General features: G+C 71.4%; 17 protein-coding genes. 6 read left to right on the top strand and 11 right to left on the bottom strand.

The window, feature by feature from the left end; all coding sequences use genetic code 11:
• Window positions 1-90: 90 nt before the first annotated feature.
• A complete protein-coding gene (locus WMF20_RS20715; protein ID WP_437616145.1) occupies window positions 91-702 on the bottom strand; it encodes a hypothetical protein in 612 nt (203 codons plus the stop codon).
• A gap of 446 nt (window positions 703-1,148) precedes the next feature.
• Between WMF20_RS20715 and WMF20_RS20710 the strand changes: the two genes are divergently transcribed.
• A complete protein-coding gene (locus tag WMF20_RS20710) occupies window positions 1,149-3,665 on the top strand; it encodes a hypothetical protein (protein WP_437616143.1) in 2,517 nt (838 codons plus the stop codon).
• A 39-nt stretch (window positions 3,666-3,704) separates the two neighbouring features.
• On the opposite strand, the gene WMF20_RS20705 is transcribed toward WMF20_RS20710, so the two are convergent.
• Entirely contained in the window at window positions 3,705-4,013 is a 309-nt protein-coding gene (locus WMF20_RS20705; RefSeq protein ID WP_437616141.1) for a YciI family protein, read from the bottom strand.
• A gap of 352 nt (window positions 4,014-4,365) precedes the next feature.
• Here WMF20_RS20705 and WMF20_RS20700 point away from each other — a divergent pair, with 352 nt between their 5' ends.
• Window positions 4,366-5,283, top strand: coding sequence for a hypothetical protein (locus tag WMF20_RS20700; protein ID WP_129576002.1), 918 nt, complete (start codon window positions 4,366-4,368; stop codon window positions 5,281-5,283).
• A gap of 145 nt (window positions 5,284-5,428) precedes the next feature.
• Here WMF20_RS20700 and gloA read toward each other — a convergent pair whose 3' ends face one another.
• Both gloA and greB read right to left on the bottom strand, forming a co-directional pair.
• On the bottom strand, window positions 5,429-5,824 hold the full coding sequence (gene gloA / locus WMF20_RS20695) for a lactoylglutathione lyase (RefSeq protein WP_020736265.1): 396 nt from the start codon (window positions 5,822-5,824) through the stop codon (window positions 5,429-5,431).
• Window positions 5,825-5,874: 50 nt separating this feature from the next.
• Complete coding sequence (gene greB, locus WMF20_RS20690) at window positions 5,875-6,348, bottom strand: transcription elongation factor GreB (protein ID WP_020736264.1); 474 nt, start codon at window positions 6,346-6,348, stop codon at window positions 5,875-5,877.
• 260 nt (window positions 6,349-6,608) lie between these two features.
• Between greB and WMF20_RS20685 the strand changes: the two genes are divergently transcribed.
• Window positions 6,609-8,468 (top strand): acyl-CoA dehydrogenase, encoded by a 1,860-nt coding sequence (locus tag WMF20_RS20685; RefSeq protein WP_437616139.1) that lies wholly within the window; start codon window positions 6,609-6,611, stop codon window positions 8,466-8,468.
• 96 nt (window positions 8,469-8,564) lie between these two features.
• Here WMF20_RS20685 and WMF20_RS20680 read toward each other — a convergent pair whose 3' ends face one another.
• The gene (locus WMF20_RS20680) at window positions 8,565-9,050 is read right to left on the bottom strand and encodes a hypothetical protein (protein ID WP_437616137.1); all 486 of its coding nucleotides are present in this window, start codon (window positions 9,048-9,050) and stop codon (window positions 8,565-8,567) included.
• A 273-nt stretch (window positions 9,051-9,323) separates the two neighbouring features.
• On the opposite strand from WMF20_RS20680, the gene WMF20_RS20675 reads away from it, so the two are divergent.
• Complete coding sequence (locus tag WMF20_RS20675) at window positions 9,324-10,841, top strand: PGRS family protein (RefSeq protein ID WP_437616135.1); 1,518 nt, start codon at window positions 9,324-9,326, stop codon at window positions 10,839-10,841.
• Window positions 10,842-10,851: 10 nt separating this feature from the next.
• Here WMF20_RS20675 and WMF20_RS20670 read toward each other — a convergent pair whose 3' ends face one another.
• Window positions 10,852-11,640, bottom strand: a complete 789-nt coding sequence (locus WMF20_RS20670) for a hypothetical protein (RefSeq protein ID WP_129575998.1) — start codon at window positions 11,638-11,640, stop codon at window positions 10,852-10,854.
• A 174-nt stretch (window positions 11,641-11,814) separates the two neighbouring features.
• Here WMF20_RS20670 and WMF20_RS20665 point away from each other — a divergent pair, with 174 nt between their 5' ends.
• Window positions 11,815-13,047 (top strand): di-heme oxidoredictase family protein, encoded by a 1,233-nt coding sequence (locus WMF20_RS20665; RefSeq protein WP_437616132.1) that lies wholly within the window; start codon window positions 11,815-11,817, stop codon window positions 13,045-13,047.
• Between the two features lie 83 nt (window positions 13,048-13,130).
• Window positions 13,131-14,192, top strand: a complete 1,062-nt coding sequence (locus tag WMF20_RS20660) for an EfeM/EfeO family lipoprotein (RefSeq protein WP_437616130.1) — start codon at window positions 13,131-13,133, stop codon at window positions 14,190-14,192.
• Between the two features lie 46 nt (window positions 14,193-14,238).
• Here WMF20_RS20660 and WMF20_RS20655 read toward each other — a convergent pair whose 3' ends face one another.
• The 5 genes from WMF20_RS20655 to WMF20_RS20635 form a co-directional block, all read right to left on the bottom strand.
• Window positions 14,239-15,012 (bottom strand): PP2C family protein-serine/threonine phosphatase, encoded by a 774-nt coding sequence (locus tag WMF20_RS20655; RefSeq protein ID WP_129575995.1) that lies wholly within the window; start codon window positions 15,010-15,012, stop codon window positions 14,239-14,241.
• A 136-nt stretch (window positions 15,013-15,148) separates the two neighbouring features.
• Window positions 15,149-16,627 carry a hypothetical protein gene (locus tag WMF20_RS20650; RefSeq protein WP_437616128.1) on the bottom strand — a complete coding sequence of 493 codons (1,479 nt, stop codon included), beginning with the start codon at window positions 16,625-16,627 and terminating at the stop codon, window positions 15,149-15,151.
• Window positions 16,628-16,875: 248 nt separating this feature from the next.
• Window positions 16,876-18,714, bottom strand: a complete 1,839-nt coding sequence (locus WMF20_RS20645) for an OmpA family protein (RefSeq protein WP_437616126.1) — start codon at window positions 18,712-18,714, stop codon at window positions 16,876-16,878.
• A gap of 250 nt (window positions 18,715-18,964) precedes the next feature.
• Entirely contained in the window at window positions 18,965-19,645 is a 681-nt protein-coding gene (locus tag WMF20_RS20640) for a hypothetical protein (RefSeq protein WP_437616124.1), read from the bottom strand.
• A 122-nt stretch (window positions 19,646-19,767) separates the two neighbouring features.
• On the bottom strand, window positions 19,768-23,106 hold the full coding sequence (locus tag WMF20_RS20635) for a thrombospondin type 3 repeat-containing protein (RefSeq protein ID WP_437616122.1): 3,339 nt from the start codon (window positions 23,104-23,106) through the stop codon (window positions 19,768-19,770).
• Window positions 23,107-23,127 lie beyond the last annotated feature (21 nt).

Here is a 23,127-nt window from a genome sequence, read left to right as displayed (position 1 = left end):
CTCTCTTCCCTCTGTGCCCTCTGAGCCTCTGTGGTTTCAATCTCTTCATGAAACCAAGGGCGGACCTGGGCGGCCCCCTCCCCTCGCCGCTCACCCCCACGAGATCGACCAGGTGCACCGCGGCGCCCCGCGGTGCCTGCAGGTCGTGTGCTCGACCGCGATGCGACGGCTGCCCGCGAGCGCCAGGCCCGCCTCGATCCAGCCGGAGATGCCCTGACTGCACAGGTAGAGCGGCAGGCCGCCGCCCGAGAGCGTGACCGTCCCCGCGACCTCGCTGACGACGCGCACGCCGAAGTCGCCGTATTTGAAGTAAGTCCTGTACACGAGGCCGAAGCGCTTGAAGAGCATCGACGGCGAGCTCCCCAGCGCCATCGTCTTGTAGATCGTCGTCAGATCGTTCCGGGCGACGTCCGCGCCGAAATGGCGCATCTTCTCCATCCTGCTGGCGAAGACGCCGTGCAGGAGCGCGCAGTCGATCTCGATGAGCGGCGCCATGTCGTTCCAGGTCGACGGGATCGGCGGATCGCTGAGATAGCGGGCCGCCTGCGGCGACAGCTGGCGGCCGAGATCCGCCACGAACCGCTCGCCATAGCTCTGCCGCAGCGCGTGGGCGCGCGAGCCGATCAGGGTGCCTTTCACGAGATTGCCCTCGCCGACGATCCGTGGATCGCCGAGGAACGGGGCGAAGTCTGGCGCGAGCATACTTCGGAGCGCTCCCATCTTCTCGTAGTATAGCGGCAGATCCGCTCCCATGTGCGACGGATTCGCGTCACCTCCTCCTTTCTGAAAGCGCTGCGCCCGGAGACGGGCAGCGCGGCGGCCTCGCTGGTCGTCATGCGCGTCGTCCCGCGCTCGAGCACCAGCTTTCGACAGCGGCGCGGGTCGAGCGGGATGCCGGTCGCGCGGGTCGCGCGGGTCGCGCCGGTCACGTGGGCCGCGTGGGCCGCGATGTTTCGGTAATGTTTCCTGAATGTTTCGCGGGTACGAGCTTCGCCGCCTTGCGTCGGGCGGCCGTTCGGCAGGAACGCTCTCGGCGCTTTCGGGGTGACGCGGGGCGCGCACGCTTGTACCCGGCATGACGCGTGCTGCTCGGCGTCGATCGACGCTGGCCGGCGCGGCTGTTCGCGCCGAGCAACACCGAGGAGCGCATGCGACCGATTCACCACATCCTCACCGCCGCGGTGCTCTCTCTGGGCCTCGTCGGCGCGGCGGCGCGCGCCGATGCGGCGCCGGCGGCAGGTCACCCGCGACTCTGGCTCACGAAAGACCACCTCCCCAGGCTGCGCGGGTGGGCGGCCGACAGCCGCAACCGCATGTACAAGGAGGCCCTGCTGCCCGCGCTCCAGGGCGCCATCGCCGCGTACGACGGCCGCTTCTACCCGAATGGCCGGCCGAACCCGGCGTGGCCGGACGGCGGCACCAACGCCTACGTGCAGTATCCGACCGAGGCGTATGCGGAGTTCTTCGCGTTCCTGTCGCTCATCGATCCGGACGTCGCGGCCCGCCCGGTCCACGCCGTCAGGGCGCGCAACCTGCTGATGCACGCCATCGAGGAGGCGAGCAAGGGGAGCGCCGACGACAAGCCCTTCCGCGACCCGGGGTTCGCGACCGGCGACCGCTCGCGCTGGTGGGGTGAAGGGTTCCCGCTGACGGTGGACTGGATCTACGGCGCGATCGACGCGAGCGGCCGCCCCGTGCTCTCCGCCGGGGACAAGGCCAAAATACGGCAGGTTTTTCTCAGGTGGGCCGACGACAACCTTCACGCCGCCACGGCGGGCAACGAGCACCCCCACCCGGTCGGCGTCATGAACGATCCGGCGCTGCTCCGCGATCCGCTCCAGCTCCGGTGGACGGCGAACAACTTCTATCTCGGCCACCTGCGCCAGGTCACGCTGATGTCGCTCGCGATGGACGAGGCGGACGATCGCCCGCTCGATCCGAACACCCCGCCGGAGGCGCTCGGCAACACGCTGCGGAGCTACCGCGCGGACGCGACCGGCGCCTGGCTCTACCAGGCCTTCGCCGTCTTCGAGGCCCCCGAGATCGCCGCGAAGCACCTCGGCGTCTCGCCCGACGGCCTCGGCGTGGCCAGCGGCGGCCTGCCCGTGGAGGGCTTCCTCTACGGCGGCGGGCTGGCGAGCCTCCACCAGGCGCTCCTCGCGCTCCACACGGCCGGCTACGGCGCCCGCGCCGTGTCAGGCCCGCAGATCGGCCTCTTGCGCAGCGGGTACTGGGACCGGTTCTCGGACGGGTTCCTGCACTCGATCGCGCCGGGCCCGGTCACGTACCCGTCGATGCCCGACCTCGGGCCGGTCTACGAGGCGGCGAACTACGGCGACACCTTGCGGGTCCGGGTCGAGCCGCGCTTCGCCGAGGTGTTCGGGTCGCTGGGCGTCTACGACCTCCTCACCGGCAACACGGCGCGCTTGCAGAGGTCGCGCTGGATCGTGGCCAACGCGTTCGAGGGCGGCGCGCCCGCGCTCTACGCGCGCACGTCCAAGGTCTGGGGCTCGCCGGTCCCGAGCCGGGCCATCCTGAGCTTCTTGCTCTTCGACCCGGCTGCGCCGCTCCCGCCGGATCCTCGCCCGGCGATGCCCACCGTCTTCTTCGAGCGGGCGCCGGGCCGCGGCGCCGTCCTCGCGCGCTCGGACTGGACGACGAGCGCGACGTGGTTCACGTGGCGGTGCGGCTGGGTCACCATCAACCACCAGCTCGGCGACTGCAATCAGATCGAGCTCTACCGGAAGGGAGAGTGGTTGACCAAGGAGCATACGAGTTACTCCAGCAACCTCATCGGGTCCACGGCCGACTATCACAACACCCTCTCCCTGCAGAACGACCAGCCGTCGCGGCTGCGCTGGTTCGAGAAGGAGCTCGCCGCGCGAGGCGGCCAGTGGCGCGAGGGGCGCGCCGCCGGCGACCCGATCGCGCGCATGAGCCGGGGCGCAGGCTACGTGTTCGCCGAGGGCATCGCGACGGACCTCTACAACACCCGCCCGAACGCCTGGGTCCCGTCGGACGCCGCCCTCGACATCGTCCACGCGAGCCGGTCGGTCGTCTGGCTGGAGCCCGATCACGTGGTGGTCTACGACCGCGCGGCCTCGCGCACCGCCGGTCGGTTCAAGCGGTTCAACCTGATGACGACCGCGGCGCCGCAGATCTCGGGCCGGACGGCCACCGCCGTGACCCCGAGGGGGCAGGCGCTGTTCGTCCAGAGCCTCCTGCCCCGCAGCGCCCGCATGACGGCCGTGCCGGTCGAGGACGTCGACGACGCGGCGGAGATGGAGCCGACGACCCACCGCCTCGTCGTGGAGGACCCCGCCGGCCCCGCGGACGTCCGCTTCCTCCACGTGCTGCAAGGCGCGGACGCGGGCGCGACGATGGACGCAGCCGTGCGGATCGAGGGCGCCCAGGGCTCCGGCGTCGAGGGCGCCCTGGTGGCGGGCCGGGCCGTCCTCTTCCGCTCGGACCTGCAAGCGAGCCCGGGGCCGGTGTCCTATCGGGTGCCCGCCGCGACGCGCAGGCACGTGATCACCGGCCTTTTGCCGAGGGCCGGCTACGACGTGGCCGTCGTGCCGCAAGGGGCGGAGCTCGTGATCCGCGTCACGCCGGGCAGGGCCCACACGACCGACGACGCGGGCGTGCTGGCGTTCGGCGCGCCGTAGCGCGCGGGCCGCGGCGCGCGCTACGGCGCGGCGCTGCCCTCAGGCCTTCGGGGCGAAGACCCGGTCGAGCTCCTCTTTTCCGAACACCGGCGCCCACGGCAGGAGCTCGTACTGCGCCAGCCCCTTCTGCGTGTAGGGATCGCCGTCCCGGATCTGATCCAGCGTGGGCCCGGCCGCGTCGTCCGGCACCCGGAGCAGGAGCGCTCCGCCGTAGCGCGGATCGAGCGGCCCTGACGCGAGCACCAGCCCTTGATCGATGAGCTTCTTGAGATAAGCGCGGTGGTCGTCGACGACCTTCAGCACCTCGTCGAGCGGGCGCCGGTAACGGATGATCGCAATCGCGTACATGATGCCTCGATTCCTCGGGCGGCAATCTATCAGACAAAGCGCGGCGACCGGCGAGCCTGTTCTGGACAGGCCGCCGTCCGGCGGAGATCGCGCGCCCGCGCGGGGCGCGTCCGAAGGGGGCGCGCGCCAGCGGGCCGCCGCGACGGAACGCGAGAAAAACCATTGCATCGCCGGAATGTGCTGCCCTCGCGATCTCCAGGCTTGACTTGGCGGCCCGCCATGTTGCAGCGCGGCGGCGGCGAGGGTGAGCGAGGGCGAGCGAGGGCGAGATGGACGTCGCGTCGTCGCACGCCCCCCTTTCCCTTCGCGCTTCCGTCTGGCAGTGTGCGCGCCCTCCGCTGGAGACATCTGTATGGCGCGACCCCCGAAAGCAGCACCTGCTCCCGTTCTCCCGTCCTCGCCTGCCGCCGCGCTCGCGGCGTACGGCCGCGTTGAGCCGAAGCTCCTCGAGCTCGGCCCCGACGACCTCGTGACCGTCTACGTCGAGGTCCCCAGGGCCGTGAGCTCCGTGCTCTCCGCCCTGCCCCACCTGCGCGAGCTCCGCGACGAGATCGTCCGCGATCTCCCGAACCACCCGATCGAGATGCTGGACGAGCTCGAGGACTACGCCCTCGCGGCGTGGTACGCCGACCTGCTCTACAGCACGCCCGCGAGCGAGCTCGACGCGAAGAAGCTCGCCGACGACGCCGGCACGCTGCGCGAGGGGCTCCTCGTCGCCGCCGAGGCGCTCGCCTACAGGAACCTGCTCGACAAGCAGCGCGTCGCCGACATCCGCAAAGGCAAGGGCCACACGGATCTCGCGAGCGATCTCATCGCCCTCGCCGAGCTGTTCCGCGGCTCCTGGGACAAGGTCCGCGCGAAGACGGCGGTCGAGGACGAGGAGCTCGAGCGCGCCGCGGATCTCGGCGTGCGCCTCCTCGCCGCGCTCGCCGCGAAGCCCGGCAAGGGCTCGTCCGCGGCGCCGAAGATCACCGACGCGAGCGATCGCCGCGCCCGCGCGATCTCGCTGGTCGCCAAGGCCTACGAGGAGTGCCGCCGCGCCGTCGCCTACCTGCGCTGGCACGAGGGCGGCGACGGCGACCTGGCCCCGTCGCTCCTGCAGAAGCCGCGCGGCCGCCCGCGGAACGCCGAGAAGGCCGCCGCGGCCGCGAGCGGCGCGGCCGCCGAGGCGCCGGCGAAGGCGCCGGCCGACGAGGCGGCCGCCGCGGACGGCGGCGAGCTGCCCGCCCCCGAGCCGGCGAACGACGCATCGCCCGTCGCCAGCGCCTGATCCTCGGCGCCTCGCGCGAACCCACGAGACGAGGCGCGGACGCCGCGGAGGCCCTCGAGCCTCCGCCCCGCGCCGCGCCCTCTCCGGTCTGGCGCTCTCTCCTCGACCTCGCCTCGACCTCGGCCTGCCGGCCTCGATCGTCGGGCTACCGGTTGAGGCTCGACTCCTCGATGAGCTCGACCTTGTAGCCGTCCGGATCCTCGACGAACGCGATCACCGTCTTGCCGTGCTTCATCGGGCCCGGCTCGCGCGTGATCTTCCCGCCCGCCGCGCGGATGCGGTCGCACGCCGCGTAGATGTCGTCCACCCCCAGCGCGACGTGCCCGTACGCCGTGCCGAGCTCGTACTTCTCCACGCCCCAGTTGTGCGTGAGCTCGATCTCCGCGTGCTCCGGGTTCCTCCCGTACCCGAGGAAGCACAGCGTGAACTTGCCCTCCGGGTAGTCCTTCCGCGACAGGAGCTGCATCCCGAGCACGTCCCTGTAGAAGCCGATCGAGCGCTCGAGATCGCCGACCCGCAGCATCGTGTGCAAGATCCTCATGCCGAACTCCTGCTCCTTTTCCTCTTCCTCCGGCCGCGCCTCTGCGGCGCTCAGCCGTACCGCACCGAGATGATCTCCATCTCCGCCTCGCCCGCCGGGCGGCGCACGGTGATCACGTCGCCCGCGCGCTTGCCGAGGAGCGATCGACCGACCGGCGAGCGCCAGCTGATGCGCCCGGCCCCGCTGTCGATCTCGTCCTCGCCCACGATCTGGTAGGTGTGGCGCGCGCCGTCCTCGTCCTCGATCTCGACCGTCGCGCCGAAGAAGACCTTGTCGCCGCGCTGCTCCGACGGGTCGACCACCACGGCCTTCTCCAGCCGCTTGGTCAGGTAGTGCATCCGCCGGTCGATCTCGCGCAGCTTCTTCTTGCCGTAGATGTACTCGGCGTTCTCGGAGCGGTCGCCCTGCGCCGCCGCGTCGGCGACCTCCTGGACGATGCGCGGACGCTCCACGGAACGGAGGCGCGCGAGCTCCTCGGACAGCTTCTTCGCCCCGCCGGGCGTGATGTAAGCCGGGTCGGACATGGTTCGATCGCGACGGAGCCTACGCCGCGCCGCCCGTCGGATCCACCGCCCTGGCGCCCGCCGCGGACCCGCCCGTCGACCCCCCCGGCGGACCCCAGGATCACGTCTGATTTCCGCAAGATGGCCCCCCTGTCACGGACGCATGTTGACGCGACGCGGCGGCATGCTAGGCGAATGAAGAACTATGCCGCGGCTGCGCGGTAGACCGGGAAGGGTACCGGCTGCCAGCGCCGGATGCCGCGGCAACGAGGAGGTCTCCCATGTCGAACGCCCAAACCTTCCAGAACCGCTACAAGGCTGACCTCCGCGAGATCCGCTTCCTCCTGTTCGAGCAATTTCGCCTCGACGAGCTGCTCGGCAACGCGCCGTACGACGCGTGGGGGCGCGACGAGGTCTCGATGGTCGTCGACGAGGTGTACAAGTTCGCGTGCGAGGTCTTCGGCCCGCTGAACACGGTCGGCGATCGGGTCGGCTGTCGCATCGAGGCGGGGCAGGTCAAGACCCCGCCGGGGTTCAAGGAGGCCTGGGACAAGCTGTACGAGGCCGGGTGGAAGTCGGTCTCCGTCTCGCCCGCCTACGACGGCCAGGGCGGCCCCTTCACGCTCTACACGGTGGTCGAGGAGTTCCTCTGCGGCGCCAACGCGGCGCTCAACATGTACCCCGGGCTGACGTACGGGGCGGCGGAGCTGATCGAGCACTTCGGCACGCCGCGGCAGCGCGACATCTACCTGAAGCGGATGTTCGGCGGGCAGTGGAGCGGGACGATGTGCCTGACCGAGCCCCAGGCCGGCTCGGACGTCGGCTCGTCGCGGACGACCGCGGTGAAGCAGAAGGACGGCAAGTACCTGATCCGCGGCACGAAGATCTTCATCTCCGGCGGCGACCAGGACCTCACCGAGAACGTCGTGCACCTCGTGCTCGCCCGCGTCGAGGGCGCTCCGCCCGGGACGAAGGGCCTCAGCCTGTTCGTCGTGCCGAAGTTCCGGGTGAACGACGACGGCTCGCTCGGCGAGCCGAACGACGTCCTCGTCGGCAACATCGAGCACAAGATGGGCATCAACGGCTCGTCGACGTGCGTGCTCAACTTCGGCGAGAACGACGGCTGCCTCGGGGAGCTCGTCGGCACCGTCGAGCACCAGGGCATGCCGCAGATGTTCCGGATGATGAACGGCGCGCGCATCTCGGTGGGCCTGCAGGGCGTGTCGGTCGCGTCGTCGGCGTACCTGAACGCGCTCGAGTACGCGAAGGACCGCAAGCAGGGCTCGTCGATCCTCCAGTGGAAGGACGCGACCGCGCCGCGCGTGCCCATCGTCGACCACCCGGACGTGCGGCGGATGCTGCTCGACATGAAGAGCCGCGTCGAGGGCATCCGCGCGCTCATCATCAAGCTCGCGCGCCACCAGGACGCGGTCGCCGTCTACCAGGGCAAGGACGACCGCGCGGCGGCGTACAACCAGGGCCAGGTCGATCTGCTCGTGCCGCTCGTGAAGGCCTACTCGTCCGATCAGGCGTTCCGCGTCTGCGAGACGGCGATCCAGACGTTCGGCGGCGCCGGGTACACGAAGGACTACCCGGTCGAGCAGTACTGCCGCGACGCGAAGGTCTTCTCGATCTACGAGGGCACGAACCACATCCAGGCGATGGACCTCGTCGGGCGCAAGCTCGGCCAGGCCGGCGGGGCCAACCTGCAGGCCTTCCTGAACGACGTGGCCGAGTTCGTGAAGGCGCACGAGAAGCACCCCGTCCTCGCCGCGAGCGTCAAGGAGCTCCGCGAGGCGCACGAGGCCGTCGCCGGCTCCGCGATGCGGCTGCTCTCGTGGTTCCAGATGGGCAAGATGCCGATGGTGCCGCTCGCGGCGAACCGCTTCCTCGAGATGATGAGCGAGCTGGCGATCGGCTGGCTCCTGCTCGACGGCGCGGTCATCGCGCTCAAGGCGCTGGAGACCTTGCCGCAGGGCGACGCCGGCGCGAAGGACCGCGCCTTCTACGAGGGCAAGAAGCACGCGGCCCTCTACTTCGCGTCCAACGTGCTCCCGCACGCGAAGTTCTCCGCCGAGCTCCTCGGCCGCGAGGACTCGTCCGCCCTGGACATCCCCGTCGAGTCGTTCGCGACCGTCTGATCTCGCCCATCCCGATCGAATCGTTCGCCGCCGTCTGACCGCCCTCCCCCGCGCCGGCCCCGCCTCGAGGCGGGGCCTCGGCCGCGCGGCGCGGGCTCACTCCGGGACCGTGAGGCGCTCCGCCAGGTCCCGGATGGGCACCGGCATGGTCGGGTCGCGCGACACGGCCACGATGTCGGCGCGGAGCGCCCGCGCCTCCGTGAGCCGGAGCCACGCGAGCGCGAGCCGCGTCATGCTCGGCAGGCCCCGCGCGAGCACCGCCCGGACGACGTCGACCGCGGGGAACGAGAAGGCCACCTCCTCGGGGGGCAAGCCCGCGGCCCTCGCCGCCGCCTCGATGCTCGCGTCGAAGTCGTCCCGCTTCGACTCCAGCACCTCGAAGAAGGCGCGCCCGCGCTCGGGCGCGAACGCCTGAGCCGTCCCGCCGTCCTCGGGCGCGAAGACCCAGGCCCCCGCGCCGTCGAGCCCCACCCGCGCGCCCGACTCGAGCGTGACGAGCGGCAGGAAGCGACCGCCTTCGAGCGGCTCCCCGCCGCCGGCATCGAGCAGCTCGCGCACGCGGTCCTTCAGGTTCGCGCTCATGAGCCGATGTTCGCACGGAAACCACCGCGATGGGCAAGCGCGATGGGCGACCGCGATGGCAGCTCGGCAGATACACCTCTTTCCGGCGGGGGACGTCGCGCTCCACGCCCCCGCCGCGCGCGGCGCTGAAACCCCGCGGCGACCGCGGCCGCGACGAGAACAGGCGTGGAGAGCGCGCCGCGGGAGGCGCCATGTCGCTTTGCTTGGAAATCGCCCCGGGGTGGCCGGAATAAGAATAGTATGGGGATTCAATTCAAAGCTGATGCATTCGTATTGCTGGGATTCATTTCGGTTGCCGCGGCGACGGCCAGCGGCTGCAACATCGGCAATGGTGATTACATCCAGATACCCGTCGATGATGGGCCGTCGGACGACGCCTGCGTCCCGAGCAAGGCCGAGGGGAAGATCGCTTCGTCGTGCGGCCTGTGGGTCTCCCGCACCGGGCACGACGGCAACGCGGGGACCTCGGGGGCGCCGCTGAAGACGCTCTCGAAGGCGATCGAGCTTGCCTGGAGCAAGGGAAAGCGCATCTACGTCTGCGCCGAGGAGTTCGACGAGGCGGTGCTCGTGCCCTCGGGACACAGGATCTTCGGTGGGCTCGATTGCCGCGACGACTGGCGGTGGATAGGTGACAAGAAGAAGACGACGCTCACCGCGCCTGAAGGCGAGACGCCGCTCAAGTTCCACGGCGGCAGCGGCGCCTCGACGGTGGTCGTCGAGGACCTCCACGTCATCGCGCGCTCGATCTTGCCGGCCCACACCGAGCTGGCAGGCCGCTCCTCGATCGCCGCGAACACCTCGGGGATCCCGGTCGACTTCACGCGGTGCATCCTCGAGGCGGGCGACGGGGCGCCGGGCAAAGAGGGCGAGTCGTTCGCGAGCGACCCCGCCGAGGCGGGGCAGTCCGGCAACTTCGGCAACGCCGCGTGCACGTCCTCTGCGGTCCTCGGCGGGGCCCCGGTGATCAACACCTGCGGTACGCCCGACGACCGCGAGGACGACTCGCGCAGCGGCAGCGGGGGCGTCGGTTCGGTTACGTCGGGCTCCGATGGGGGCGACGGGGATCCGCGCGGCGCGGAGAACGGCGGGAGCGGCGAGTCCAGCAGCAGGGCCTGCACGCCGGGCGACGCGGGCGCGGACGGCGCAGATGGGCGTCCCGGCGCGGGGGCGGTCGGCTTCGGCGACGTGATCCTGGACGGGTACACCGGCCCGCTCGCCGGCAACGGCACGCCGGGCAAGCCGGGCCAGGGCGGCGGGGGCGGCGGCGGCGCCAAGGGCGGCGCGGGCGCGATGATGTGCCCGTTCGAGAGCACGGCGGGAGGCGCCGCCGGCGGCTCCGGGGGCGCGGGCGGCTGCGGTGGGCTCGGCGGCAACGGCGGGGGCGCGGGCGGGGCGAGCATCGCGGTGTTCGCGGGGAGCGCGCCGGTCCATTTCAACGACGTGGTGCTGAAGACCGGCCGCGGGGGCGACGGCGGAGACGGCGGCAGGGGCCAGGAGGGCGGCGAGGGCGGTCAGGGCGGGCCAGGCGGCATCCTGGGCGAGGCCACGGGGCTGAACGCCGCCTGCAGCGGCGGCGCGGGCGGGCGAGGCGGCCGGGGCGGCCACGGCGGCGGTGGGCTCGGCGGGCACTCGATCGCCGTCGCCTACGCGGTCAGGGCGCCTTCCCTCTCGAACACGACCGTCGAGATCGGCGAGGCCGGGCTCGGCGGGCGCGGGGCCTCGGCGCGGTACAACGGGCAGGACGGCGTGGCGGCCGAGATCTACGACATCGAGCAGTCCTTCAGGCAGTAGCGCGCCGCGCCTACTCCGGCGCCGGGGGCGCGGGCCAGCTCCGGTCCTCCTGCATGCAGCGGAGCTGCGTCACGCGCCGTCCCTCGGCGGTCGTCACCGCGCTCTCCCGGACGGGCGCGTCGCGCCGCGCGCGCCGGCTCAGCTTCTCGACCACCAGGAACCCCTCCCGCTCGCCCGCGAGGCGGAGGAACTCGTCGAACAGCGCGACGTGCCCGCCGGGCGCCCCGTCCTCGGCCGTCGCGATGCGGCGCTGCGTGGCGACGCCGATCACCAGCGCGCCGCCCCGGGCGCGCACGACCATCGCAGGATCGAGCCCGCGCTGGCTCTCGTCAGGCAACGTCCAGAGCTCCGCGACCCCCGCCTCGGCGAGGCGCCGCTTCATGTAGTGGAAGGCGGACTCGAGCGTGTTGTTCCGGTACGGGACCGCCCTCGACTCCATCGGATCGACGTGGTTCCGCCAGAACGCGATCAGCGCGTGCGCCCAGCGCCTGCCGTCGGGCCGGCGGTCCTGGAACGGCCAGTCCCCGGCCATCGCCTCCGCGCAGGCGAGGAGCAGCGCCCGCTCGTCGATCCCGCGCGTCGCAAGGCAGGGCGCGCAGTGCATGTACGCCGTGCCCCGCTCGAGGAGCGCGCCGCACATCGAGCAGACGTCGTTGCCGTAGCCAGGGCCCATGTACCGGAGCCAGCCGGCGTTGAGCGCCAGGTGGGCCGCGCGGCGCTCGTCGAGCCACGCGATCTCGCGCAGCCCGTCCGCGAGGGCCCTCGATGCCGCGCGCCGCTCGTCATCTCGCTGCGTCATCCGCCGTCCTCCAGCGTGGGCCCCGTCCGCGCCGGCCCCGCAGTGTAACGCCTGGGCCTCCACCGCGCTTCGCGCGGCGATGCGAACCGTCCGCGCGCGATCCGCAGCGGCCAGCGCGGCTCTCCGGGTTGTTGACATTGACTTTCATTTACCCTTACGCTACGCGTCGACAACATGTCGCGATTTGCCTCAGTTCTCGCGCTTCCTGTGCTCTTCATCATCGGCTGCGGCGGAGAGCCTGCGCCCGCCGACCCGCTGCTCGGCCTCCAGCTGATCGGCGATGATCTCAGCGATATCCCGCTGCACGGCGCCTCCGCGGAGCAGGTGGCCCGGTTCAAGGACGGCGACGCGCTCTTCGATTTCGTGTTTCGCGAGCGCGACGGGCTCGGGCCGCTGTACATCCGCTCCTCGTGCGCGGGGTGCCACGAGGGGGCCGCGCGCGGCCCGGGCGCCGTCCAGAAGATGGTGCTCGTCGAGGCCGACGGCGTGACGCCGGCGGTGGATCAGGCGGCGCTCCCCTACGGGCACACGATGCGGCCCTACGGGGTCGCCGGGGCGACGACGCTCGCGCGGCCCGAGCTCGAGGGGACGATCAAGCTCTCGCAGCGCCTCGGCCCGCCGGTGTTCGGGCGCGGGTACATGGAGGCGGTCGACGACGCCGAGATCGAGCGGGTCGCGGCCGAGCAGGCCGCGCGCGGCGACGCCATCCGCGGGCGCATCAACCGGGTGGTGTTCCACTCGAAGAAGAACGCGGACGAGTCGTTCCACACCTTCGGCGAGGGCGACGAGAACCTCATCGGCCGCTTCGGGTTCAAGGCGCGGGTGGCGACGCTCGATGACTTCACGGCCGACGCCTACCAGGGCGACATGGGCATCACCTCGCCGCTCCGCCCGGACGAGCTGCCGAACCCGGACGGGCTCACGGACGACGCCAAGCCGGGCGAGGACGTGGCGCTCGACACGGTGAACGCCGTCGCCGACTACATGCGCTTGCTGGAGATCCCGAGGCGCGCGCCCGCCGACGAGCGCGGTCAGGCGCTGTTCGCCGAGGTCGACTGCGCCGCTTGCCACGTCCCCTCGCTGCGGACGCGCGCCGACTACCCGATCGCGCAGCTGGCGGACATCGACGCGCCCGTCTACACCGATTTCCTGCTGCACGACCTCGGCCCCGATCTCGCCGACGGGCTGGCCGACGAGTCGGCGAGCTCCGTCTCCTGGCGGACGGCGCCGCTCATCGGCATGCGCCACAGCACCTCGTACCTCCACGACGGCCGCGCCAGGACCCTCGAGCAGGCCATCCTGCTCCACGACGGCCCGGGGTCGGAGGCGGCCGATTCGGTCGCCGCCTTCCGCGCGCTCTCCCGCGAAGATCGCGAGGCCCTCATCGGCTTCGTGCGCTCGCTCTGATCGACGTTCGCCGGCGCGCGCTCGCGCCAACCGACATCCCGCGCTCGCTCCGGGCGAGCCGCGAGAAGGAGCTCGAAAGATCCATGCATATCCCCGCCTGCCTGCGGTCCGGTCTGGCCATCGCCGCCGCCGCCCTCTCGCTCCCCGCGTGCGGGAGCGACAACGAGACGCTGTACACCGACGCGGATTACGAGCGACGGGCAGTGCTCGAGGTGAAGGCCTTCATCCAGGACAACCTCGACGAGTTCGCCGCCGCCACGGCCGCGCTCCAGGCGGCCGCGCCCGAGCCGGACGAGGACGGGTGGAGCGCGTCGAGCGACAAGGCGGCCGTCGACGCGATGAAGGCCGCGTGGAAGAAGGCGCGGCAGTCCTACGAGCGCGTCGAGGGGGCCATCGCGGTCGTCTTTCCGGACCTCGACTACTCGACGGACGCCCGCTACGACGCGTTCATCGAGGTCGCGGCCGACGACGATCCCTTCGACGACGAGGGGGTGACCGGCGTGCACGCCGTCGAGCGCATCCTCTGGGCGGACGAGATCCCGGAGCCCGTCCTCGCCTTCGAGTCGGCGCTCACGAACTACAGCCCCGCGGCCTTCCCGGCCACCGAGGCCGAGGCGGCCGCGTTCAAGGGCGAGCTCTGCGAGCGGCTCAAGGCCGACGCGGCGAAGATGAAGGCCGATTTCGAGGGCCTCGCGCTCGACGCGCCGTCCGCGTACCGCGGGGTGATCAGCTCGATCCTGGAGCAGGTCGAGAAGACGAGCAAGGCGGCGACCGGAGAGGAGGAGTCGCGCTACGCGCAGTACACCCTCGCCGATATGCGCGCGAACGTCGCGGCCGGCGAGCAGACCTACGCCGCCTTCCAGCCGTGGCTGCTCACGAAGGGGGCCGAGGGCGCGAAGGTCGACGAGGCGGTGCTCGCCGGCTTCGACCGGCTGTCGAGCGCGTACGACGCGATCGAGGGCGACGCGCTGCCGCCGCTGCCGGAGGGGTGGAGCGAGGAGGCGCCGACCGAGGAGCAGCTCGCGACCCCGTTCGGGAAGCTGTTCTCGCTCGTCGAGCGCGAGAGCGACGACGCGACGCCCGGCACGCTCGCGTACGACATGACGAGATCCGCAGACCTCCTCGGCATCCCCTCCCTGCCTTAGGCGCACATCCGTCGGGGGGGAGAGCGGGCGGTAGGGCGCGGGGGCGTCAGGCGGCGGGGGTCCAGCGGATGAGGACGCACGTCACGTTGTCGGGGCCGCCGTGCTGGTTGGCGCGGTCGATGAGAGAGCGGGCGGTCGCGGCGAGATCGGCGCCCTGCGCGAGCAGCTCGGCGATCTCCGGCTCGGGGACCGGGCCGGAGAGGCCGTCCGAGCAGATGAGCAGGAGATCGCCGGCCTCGGGTCGCTCGATGCGCGTGGCGACGTCGACCGTCTTCCCCATCCCGAGCGCGCGCGTCACGACGTTGCGGGCGAGCAGCGGATCCACGTCGTCCGGCAGCTGCTCGCCGCTGTGCAGGTGCTCGTTCCAGAGCGAGTGATCCTCGGTGAGCCGCTCCAGCCGGTGGTCGCGGTACCGGTAGACCCGGCTGTCGCCCACGTGCGCGATGCACGCCGAGGTCGCGTCGACGTACACGCCCGCGAACGTCGTCCCCATCCCGTAAAAGCGCGGGTCGCGCTGCCCCACCTCGAAGATGCGCTCGTTGGCGCGCCAGATGGACGAGACCAGGCGCAGCTCCAAGGGGCCCGCGGCCTCGTCGTAGCCCGTGGGCTGCGTGATCTCGCCCTCGCCGTCCTTGCAGCTCGACTGCACGATGTCGACCGCCATCCGCGACGCGATCTCCCCTCCGGCGGCGCCGCCGATGCCGTCCGCGACGACGAAGAGGCCGAGATCCAGATCGACGGCGAAGCTGTCCTCGTTGTGCTCGCGCTGGCGGCCAACATGGCTGTCACCGGCGGCTTCGATGCGGAGCGGAGGGTTCACGGAGCTTCCTCGTCGGCGAGACGCGTGTCGACTCCGGGCAGCATCCAGCGGCTGGACGCCTCGCGCAAGTCAGGAAGGGGCTCAATTCGAGCGGGGAGCGCCGGGCCGCTCGAGCACGCGCGCACGCGCACGCGCGCTAGGTGCGCAGCGCCGCGGTCGCGGGCGACCGCAGCGGCGGAGGGGCGCCGTGCGGCTCGCGGAGCTGCTCGGCAGGGGGCGGGACGCTGGCCGTGCGGGCCTCGAAGCGGCCGTTCTTCCAGGTCACGAGCCCGCCCGAGAGGCGCGCGGAGCTGCCCGCGCCGGGCTCGGACCGCAGCCAGACCAGGGGGCGCGCGGCGAAGACCGGCTTGGTGCAGGCGATGTCCTCGAAGGCGGCGGACCAGGAGCCGGTGTTGCCGAAGAACAGCCCGCCCTCCCAGCTGCCCTCGGGCGTGTGCGTGTGGCCGAAGACGACCGCCCGGGCCCGATGGGCGCGGGCGACCTGGCGCGCGGCGCGGCTGACCCGCTGCCAGGTCGCCTCGAGCGGGAGCTTCGGCACGAGGCGCTCGTAAACGACGAGCCCCGCCGGCGCGACGAGCGCCGCCGGCGCGAGCCAGATCGGCGCGAGCAGGAGCCACACGAGGGCCACGGCGACCGCGAGCAGCGCCAAGGCGGCCCGGTCGAGCCAGAGCTCGCGCGCGACGAGCCCCAGCCGGTCCTCGGCCGGCGGCGCGAACAGGCGGGCGTGGCGGGCGACGGCGCGGAGCGGAGCGCCCGTCTCCTGCGCGGCGGCGGCGAGGCACTCGCGCAGGCGGGCGCGCCGCTCGGGCTCGCGCCGGCGCACGAGCTCGACGACCGTGCGGAGCGCGCCGAGCGCCCACGCCCCCGCGAGCGAGCGGCGCGAGAACAGGTAATAGCGCGCCCAGTGCGCGAGGTAGCCGAACGCGGACAGCATGAACGAGGAGTCCACGTGCGGGTTGAAGTACCCCATCCGCGAGACGAGCAACCGGCACACGAGCGAGCCCATGGTCGGCTGGATCTCGCCCGGCTTCCGGCCGAACGGGACCATGGGGTAGCGGTAGCTGCAATAGGCGTCGTACTGGTTGCCGTGCTCCACGATGATGCCGTCCGGCGTCTTGTGGAACCAGGCGCGGAACACGACGCGCGCGCCCAGCGCCGCGCGCGCCCGCTCGGCCTCGGGCGCGCCCGCGGGCGAGCTGGACCCGGCGCGCGACGCGCCGCCCAGCGCGGCGAGCGCCGCCTCGACCACGCGGGACCGGACCAGGTCGCGCACCTCGGGCAACGTGAGCTGAACGTCGTGGTTGCCGGAGATGAACACGACGGTGTGCCCATCCGCGACGACACGGCCCAGCGCCTCGATGAACACCGGGTGGTCCGCGAGGATCGCCTTCATCGCCGGGACCGCGTGCTCGGCGCTGCGCGGCAGGTCGTGGAAGACGCTCTTCTGATCGATCACGCGCGGCGCGTCGAGGTCGAACACGTCGCCGTTGAGCACCAGCGTGAGCTCATGCCGCCCGGCGCCGCGCGCCGTGCCCTGCTTCATCTCGTCCCGAAGCGCGTCCAGCATCGCCGCGACCTCGCTGTCGGGGGAGTAAGGAGCCTGACGGTAGCGCATCCACAGACCGTCACCCGGCTCGAGCTCGCAAAGATGGATATCTGAGATTGCCACCGTATGGAGCATCCCTCAAGGTGACACACGCGCCTGACCACGGCTGTCAGGGAACGGTCACGACCGGGGGTCGGGCGGTGGCGGAGGGCGCGGCGATTGCCCTGGCTGCAAGGCTCGGCGCGGCTGTCGGTGGTTGTGGTGTCTCGGGCGTTGTGGCGCGGCGAGGTCGCAATCACGACGACCTCGCCCGCTCGCTACTGCTGTCCTTTGCGCTTGATGATCACGAACTGGACGCGGCGGTTCTTCTGGCGCCCTGTCTTGACGCGGTTGTCCCCGAGCGGCTGCTCGAAGCCGTAGCCCCTGGCGACGAGCTTCTCTCGCGGCACCCCGGCGGCCACGAGCCACGAGAGGACCGCATCCGCGCGCTGCTGGGACAGGCGCAGGTTGTACTCCTCGGTCCCGCTGTCATCCGTGTGGCCTTGCACCTCGACGAGCTCGATGTCCGGGTTCTGCTGGATGGTGTCGCGCACCTCGTACAGGATCTCGTCGGAGACGGGATCGACCGTCTGGGCGCGGGTCTTGCCGTACACGACGAACTGCACCGGCTTCGACGTGGTGATCTCGTCGGCGTTCACGCGGACGAATCTCGGGCAGCCGTTCTGCCGTGGATCGGGATCGGCGAGCCCCCGCTCGTTCGGGCAGGCGTCCGCGGCGCCGCGGACGCCGTCGCCGTCCGGATCGTCCGGGCAGCCGTTCTGCTTCGGGTTCTGGCTCGCCGGCCCCTTGATCTTCGGGCAGGCGTCCGAGGCGTCGGCGATGCCGTCGCCGTCCGCGTCGCCAGGGCAGCCGACCTTCTTCGGGTCGTCGCTCGCCCCGCCGCGTACGCTGGGGCAGGCGTCGATGCCGTCGTGGAAACCGTCGTCGTCCGAGTCTTCGGGGCAGCCGTTCTGGGTGGCGTCGGCGCTGCGGGCGCCCGGGGTGTTCGGGCACGCGTCGTCGATGTCGAGCACGGTGTCGCCGTCGCGGTCCGCCGGAGGGCAGCCGTCCTTCGCGGGATCGGGCGACGGGTCGCCCTTGACGTCGGGGCAGGCGTCGATGTGGTCGTCGATGCCGTCGTCGTCCTTGTCGCCCGCGACGGTGGCGGCCTGAGCGCGCTCACGGGCCGGCTTCGGGAGCGGCGTCCAGCCGACCATGCCGACCGCGCGGATCGGCGGCGTGCCGATGGCGCTCGTGAGGCCCGGGCCGACCGCGGCGCCGAGCGTGAGGCCGTCGAGGACGCGCAGCTTGGCGCCGAGGAGCAGCTCGGCGTTGACGCTCGCCTCGTCGCGCTGCACCGGCGTGCTCGAGAGCAGGAGCTCCTCGCCGAGCGGCGCGCCGCCGTATGCCTCGGCGCCGAGCTGGAGGAGATCGTCCGCGATGAGGAGCCCCGCGGCGCCGCCGAACGTGAACAGCTGCGGCCGGTTGGGGCCGCCCCCGAGCTCGACGCCGCCGCTCGCGCTCCACAGGAAGCCGAGCGACGAGCCCGCCGAGCCGACGCGCCCGCCGAGGCTCGCGTGGACGGCGCCGCGGGCCTCCGCGTCGCCGGTGTACTGCGCCGGCGAGCCGGTGGGCGCGAACAGGTAGCCGCCGATCCCGAGCTGGAACGGGCCTGCGTCTTCCCCGAACACGCGGAAGCGCGCGCCGAAGCGGAGGTCGCCGAGCTCGGGCGCCGTCAGCTCGGTGAACACGACGCCGGGGATGCCTGGATCGTCGCCCCCTTGCGCGACGGCGAGGGGCGCGTCGATCGAGAGCAGCAGGCGATCCCACAGCGCGAGCGAGGCGTCGAGGCGAAGGAACGCCTGCGAGGAGACGAGGTCGACGGGGTTGTCGCCGCTGGAATGGATGGGGCGGTGAGCGAAATCGAGCCCCACGTAGGCGCGCGGCGCGAGGTGGCCGGGGGCGGCCGGAGAGGGCACGCTGAAGAAGGCGTCGCCGGCGGGCGCGGGCTCGAACCGGTCGAGGGAGAAGCCGCCGGTGGATTGACCGCGCGAGGCGCCGGCGAGCGTCATGAGGACGGCCGTGGAGGCGACCGCTGCGACGGAGGAAGACCTCATCGGCTGGGCACGATAGCGGGGGGGTGAGGTGGGGGGCAACATCCGCTTTCCAGGGCGGGGCGCGGCGACGCCGGGCAGGTTCCCGGCGGCAGCCTGCGCCGCTCTTCCTCGACCCTGAACAGCTTTGCCCTGCACAGCTTTGCCATCCTGGCCGCAGGACGGCCTCATGTCCCGTGGCGCGATCCCTCACGGCGGGCGCGCCACGCACCGAAAATCGCGAACGGCCATGCGGTGGCCGAGCGCGGCGACCTCACGGACATTCGGCGAAGTTGGTGTTGCCTTGGACGCTGCGCTCGATATTCGCGGTGACGGTAGGGATATCCATCTTCCAGACGTCTTCGGTCGCGTCGCACTCTCCATTTCTGTGGCTGTCCACATACCAGTATATCGTATAGGCTTTGCCGCCGGGCACCTTCCCTGTCACGAACACGCTGAACGTGCCGTCGGGCCCGATGGCATCGGATGCGTGCAGGGTCGCCTCGGTAGCGCCGGCGGCGTAGAGATCCACATAGACCCTGTCGCCGTCTTCGTAGCCCGTGTAGCGGGTGCCGCGCAGGCTGAAATCGAAGAGCGGGTCCATGGTGCCGCCGGCGCCGCCGGTTCCCCCCCCGCCGCCGGCGCCGCCGGTCCCTCCCCCGTCGCCGGCGCCGCCGGTCCCTCCCCCGCTGCCGGTGCCGCCGGTTCCCCCCCCGCCGCCGGTGCCGCTGGTCCCCCCCCCGCCGCCGGTCCCAGCGCTGGTTGAGCCACCCGCTCCCGTGCCCTGAGCGCCGCCGGTCCCCGTGCTGCTCGTGCTGCCCTCACCGGTGGTGGTCGCCGTCGCGCTCGTGGTCGCGTCGTTCTGGGCGCTGTCTCCTCCGCACCCCGCACCCGCGCCGGCGACGCCGAGCGCACCCACAGCAATCCACACCGCGATCCACCGAGATGCCTGCATAAGGGTCCTCCTTCAAGCTCTGTTATCGAATCGACGAGCTCGGACGGCTGCGGCGAAGAGAGGCCGTCGCGCTCGCGAACGTGGGTCTCGAGAGAACGTGCTCCGGCCGCGGCGGGGCGGCGTCACGCCGCCCGCCGCGCCTGCCGCCGCCCGCGCCGCCGGAGCGCCGCGGAGAGGAGGAGCAGCACGCCCCATGCCTCCCGGGGGATCGGCGCATGGCCCATACGGCAGTCGCAGCCACCCTTGAAATCCGGAGGTGTGCCGCCGCCGCTGGTCGCCGTCGCCGCCACAGCCTCGCCCCCGGTGCCGTCCATGCCGCCCGCGCCGCCCGCGCCGCCCATGCCGCCCATGCCGCCACCGCCGGTCGGATCCGGCGCTTCGCATGCGTCACCCACGCCATCCCCGTCGGTGTCCACCTGGTCGGCGTTCGCGACGTCCGGGCAGTTGTCGCGGTCTGTCGCCACCCCGTCAGCGTCGGCATCGCAGGCGTCGCCGATGTCGTCGCCGTTCGCGTCTTCCTGGCCGGCGTTCGCAACGAGCGGGCAGTTGTCGCAGTCGTCGCCGCGATGGTCGCGGTCGGCGTCTTCCTGGCCTGCATTCGCAACGAGCGGGCAGTTGTCGGTCATGTTCGATATCGTGTCGCCGTCGGTGTCGTCGTCGCAGGGATCGCCGAGGCCGTCGGCGTCGAGGTCGGCCTGCGGCTCACCCAGCGCAGGCGGCGGGTTGGCGATGAAGTCGCAGTTGTCTTCCTCGTTGATCACTCCGTCGGCGTCCGGGTCGGCGTCCGGGTCGCACGCATCGCCGGTGCCATCGCCGTCGTCATCTTCCTGTCCGGCATTCGCGACGAGCGGGCAGTTGTCGTCGACGTCGAGCACACCGTCGTTGTCCGAGTCGCCGTCGCACACGTCGCCCTTGCCGTCGCCGTCGGTGTCGATCTGGGGCTCGCCCGGACGCGCCGGCGGGTTCGCCATGAGCCGGCAGTTGTCGTCGCCGTCGAGCACCCCATCGTCGTCCGAATCGGTGTCCCGGTAGTCGGGAACGCCGTCGCCGTCCGTGTCGACGGCCGGCGTATTCAGCAGGGCGTCCCCTGCTTCTTCGATGTCGAGCACCCCGTCATTGTCGCTGTCCGGGTCCAAGGCATCGATGTACGCGTCCCCGTCGGCGTTGTTGTCCGGATCGGCGGGATCGCTGCGGTTCACCACCTCCTCGATGTCGGCGATGGTATCGCCGTCCGAGTCGCGGCTGGTCGGGTCGGTCCCGAGGGCCGCCTCCTCGGCGTCCGTGAGGTCGTCGTCGTCGTCGTCGTCGTCGCAGACATCCCCGTCGCCATCGCGGTCCGTATCGAGCTGATTCGTGTTGACGTCGTACGGGCAATTGTCGTCGGCGTCGAGGATGCGGTCGTTGTCGTCGTCGTCGTCGCACTCGTCGCCGAGCGCGTCGTCCGGACCGTTCTTCGGGTTGTTCGCCTGTTCGGGGTTCGGGGTGGTGATGCAGTTGTCAGCGCCGTCCGGCACCCCGTCGGCGTCATCGTCGTCGTCGCACGCGTCGCCCAGGGCATCGCCGCCGGGCAGCCTCTGGTCGGTGTTGAGCTGGGCGCTGTTCGACACGAAGGGGCAGTTGTCGGCGTCGTCGGGCACGCCGTCGGCGTCGTCGTCGTCGTCGCACTCGTCGCCGAAGGCGTCGCCGCCCGGGAGCGTCCGATCTGTGTTGGCCTGGGCGTGGTTCGGCGTCGTGACGCAGTTGTCGTTCACGTCGGGCACGCCGTCGGCGTCGTCGTCGTCGTCGCACGCGTCGCCGAACCCGTCGCCGTCGACCCAGCCCTCGTCGGTGTTCGTCTGATCGGCGTTGGGCGTGAGCGGACAGTTGTCCGTGGTGTCGGGTACGCCGTCGGCGTCGTCGTCGTCGTCGCACGCGTCGCCCTGCATGTCGCCTCCGGGCAGCGTCCGGTCCGTGTTGCGCTGGTTCGTATTCGGCACGGTTGGGCAGTTGTCCGTGGCGTCGGGCACGCCGTCGGCGTCGTCGTCGTCGTCGCACACGTCGCCCAACGTATCGCCGCCCGAGAGGTCCTGATCGGTGTTCCTCTGGTTCGCATTCGGTGTGTCCGGGCAGTTGTCGCAGGAGTCGCCTATCCCGTCGACATCGATGTCGCCCTGGTTGTTCGTGTCGCTCGGCCCGTTCGGTGTGTCCGGGCAGTTGTCGCAGACGTTGCCGACCCCATCGCGGTCGCCGTCGGCCTGGCCAGCGTTGGCGATGCTGGGGCAGTTGTCGCAGACGTTGCCGAGGCCGTCGCCGTCGCCGTCGATCTGGTTCGTGTTGGCGACATCCGGGCAGTTGTCGCAGACGTTGCCGACCCCATCGAGGTCGCCGTCGGCCTGGTTCACGTTGATGAGAAGCGGGCAGTTGTCGCAGACGTCGCCGAATCCATCTCCATCGGTGTCGATTTGGTCCAGGCTCGGGACGTTGGGGCAGTTGTCGCACACATTTCCGAAGGCGTCGCCGTCCGCGTTCTGCTGATCGTTCGGGTGGCTCGGGCAGTTGTCACAGGCGTCGCCGAACCCATCGCGGTCGCCGTCAGCCTGGTTGCTGTTGGGCGTAGAGGGGCAGTTGTCACAGGCGTCGCCGATCCCGTCGCCATCGCTATCGGCCTGGTTCTCGTTCGGGTGGTTCGGGCAGATGTCGCACACATCGCCAACCCCGTCACCGTCCGTGTCTGTCCGGTTGTTGCTGGATGTGCGAGGGCAATTGTCGCAGGCGTCGCCGGCGAGGTCTCCGTCAGCGTTGCTCTGATCGGGGTTCGGAACGTTCGCGCAGTTGTCGCAGGCGTCTCCGATGCCATCGTTGTCCGTGTCCCGCTGATCGTTGTTGTATGCGTCGGGGCAGTTGTCGCACGCGTCTCCGTAGGAGTCGCCATCGCCGTTGCGTTGGTTGTCGTTGGGAACGTTGATGCAATTGTCGAAACCATCGGTGCGCGCGTCGTTATCGTTGTTGTCGTCGCATATGTTCCCGATCCCGTCGCCGTCGCTGTCGAGCTGATCTTCGTTGCTCGACGTGTCGCAGTTGTCGCAGACGTTCGGCACGCCATCGTGGTCGGTGTCGGCGTCCGGATCCGCGGCCATGGGCGTGGGTATCGTCGGACACTTGTCGTCGACATCCGCTATCCCATCGTTGTCGTCGTCGGGGTCTTCGTCGTCCGGGATGCCGTCGTTGTCGTCGTCATCGTCGCAGGCATCGCCCTGACCGTCGCCATCGCCGTCATACTGGCTCGGGTTGCTGACCCCAGGACAGTTGTCGAGCTCGTTCGCGACCTGATCGTTGTCCGTGTCCCACAGCGCCGCGCCCGCCGGCCGCGGCGTGAGCGCCACGAGCGCGATCAGACCCGCGAGCAGCGGCAAGATGCCGCGTCGCGCGGCGCCGGCGTGCGCGAGGTGGCGGGACATCCAAGGCAAGGCGGGGAAGGTCATCGCGGCTCCTCCAGACAGATC

Origin of the sequence: Sorangium sp. So ce834, assembly GCF_051521425.1 — a bacterium.
In the GTDB taxonomy this organism is placed as follows: domain Bacteria; phylum Myxococcota_A; class Polyangia; order Polyangiales; family Polyangiaceae; genus Sorangium; species Sorangium cellulosum_D.
The sequence above is the reverse complement of the archived record's forward strand: the minus strand, read 5'-3'. Positions and strand labels throughout refer to the sequence as shown.

Coding starts and splice junctions, on each gene's coding strand:
- WMF20_RS20660 (WP_437616130.1), top strand. CDS start 13,131: ATGCATATCCCCGCCTGCCTGCGGTCCGGTCTGGCCATCGCCGCCGCC.
- WMF20_RS20640 (WP_437616124.1), bottom strand. CDS start 19,645: ATGCAGGCATCTCGGTGGATCGCGGTGTGGATTGCTGTGGGTGCGCTC.
- WMF20_RS20635 (WP_437616122.1), bottom strand. CDS start 23,106: ATGACCTTCCCCGCCTTGCCTTGGATGTCCCGCCACCTCGCGCACGCC.
- WMF20_RS20715 (WP_437616145.1), bottom strand. CDS start 702: ATGCTCGCGCCAGACTTCGCCCCGTTCCTCGGCGATCCACGGATCGTC.
- WMF20_RS20650 (WP_437616128.1), bottom strand. CDS start 16,627: ATGCGCTACCGTCAGGCTCCTTACTCCCCCGACAGCGAGGTCGCGGCG.
- WMF20_RS20680 (WP_437616137.1), bottom strand. CDS start 9,050: ATGAGCGCGAACCTGAAGGACCGCGTGCGCGAGCTGCTCGATGCCGGC.
- WMF20_RS20665 (WP_437616132.1), top strand. CDS start 11,815: ATGTCGCGATTTGCCTCAGTTCTCGCGCTTCCTGTGCTCTTCATCATC.
- gloA (WP_020736265.1), bottom strand. CDS start 5,824: ATGAGGATCTTGCACACGATGCTGCGGGTCGGCGATCTCGAGCGCTCG.
- WMF20_RS20700 (WP_129576002.1), top strand. CDS start 4,366: ATGGCGCGACCCCCGAAAGCAGCACCTGCTCCCGTTCTCCCGTCCTCG.
- greB (WP_020736264.1), bottom strand. CDS start 6,348: ATGTCCGACCCGGCTTACATCACGCCCGGCGGGGCGAAGAAGCTGTCC.
- WMF20_RS20670 (WP_129575998.1), bottom strand. CDS start 11,640: ATGACGCAGCGAGATGACGAGCGGCGCGCGGCATCGAGGGCCCTCGCG.
- WMF20_RS20645 (WP_437616126.1), bottom strand. CDS start 18,714: ATGAGGTCTTCCTCCGTCGCAGCGGTCGCCTCCACGGCCGTCCTCATG.
- WMF20_RS20685 (WP_437616139.1), top strand. CDS start 6,609: ATGTCGAACGCCCAAACCTTCCAGAACCGCTACAAGGCTGACCTCCGC.
- WMF20_RS20705 (WP_437616141.1), bottom strand. CDS start 4,013: ATGTACGCGATTGCGATCATCCGTTACCGGCGCCCGCTCGACGAGGTG.
- WMF20_RS20710 (WP_437616143.1), top strand. CDS start 1,149: ATGCGACCGATTCACCACATCCTCACCGCCGCGGTGCTCTCTCTGGGC.